This is a genomic window from Mesorhizobium sp. WSM4808, assembly GCF_055811675.1.
Genome location: NZ_JBVVQX010000069.1, coordinates 1 through 974 on the forward strand (window position 1 = coordinate 1; position 974 = coordinate 974).

The 974-nt window shown below is 62.8% G+C and carries 1 protein-coding gene; it reads left to right on the top strand.

Features of this window, described 5'->3' with window-relative positions; translation table 11 throughout:
* A partial coding sequence (tdh, locus tag AC0L2U_RS34710) for an L-threonine 3-dehydrogenase (protein WP_473603704.1) occupies positions 1-974 on the top strand: 974 nt, incomplete at its 3' end.

Here is a 974-nt window from a genome sequence, read left to right on the forward strand (position 1 = left end):
ATGTCGAACATGATGAAGGCGCTGGTGAAGGCCAAGGCCGAACCGGGCATCTGGATGGAAGAGGTGCCGGTGCCGGAGATCGGCCCCAACGACGTGCTGATCAAGATCAAGAAGACGGCGATCTGCGGCACCGACGTCCACATCTACAATTGGGATCAATGGGCGCAGAAGACGGTGCCGGTGCCGATGGTGACGGGCCATGAATTCGTCGGCACGGTCGCAGATTTCGGCGCCGCGGTCACCGAATACAAGGTCGGCCAGCGTGTATCGGGCGAAGGCCACATCGTCTGCGGCCATTGCCGCAACTGTCGCGCCGGGCGAGGGCATCTGTGCCGCAACACGCTCGGCGTCGGCGTCAACCGTCCTGGCGCCTTCGGCGAGTATCTGGCGATCCCGCAGCACAATGTCGTGCCGATCCCCGATGATGTGCCCGACGAGATCGCCGCGATCTTCGACCCGCTGGGCAATGCCGTTCACACCGCATTGTCCTTTGATCTGGTCGGCGAGGATGTGCTGGTGACCGGCGCCGGGCCGATCGGCATCATGGGCGCGCTCGTCGCGCAATGCGTCGGCGCGCGCAAAGCGGTCATCACCGACATCAACCCGGTGCGGCTGGCGCTGGCCAAGAAACTCGGCGTCCAGCATGTCGTCGACGCCTCGAAGGAAAAGCTGCGCGACGTCATGCCGGTGCTCGGCATGACTGAGGGGTTCGACGTCGGCCTCGAAATGTCGGGCGCCGCCCCCGCTTTCCGCGACATGATCGACACCATGAACAATGGCGGCAAGATCGCCATTCTGGGCATCGCTCCAACCGGCTTCGAGATCGACTGGAACAAGGTCATCTTCAAGATGCTGCATCTCAAGGGCATCTACGGCCGCGAGATGTTCGAAACCTGGTACAAGATGATCGCGCTTGTGCAGGGCCCGCTGGATGTCTCCGGCCTGATCACCCACCGCATCGGCATCGACGATTT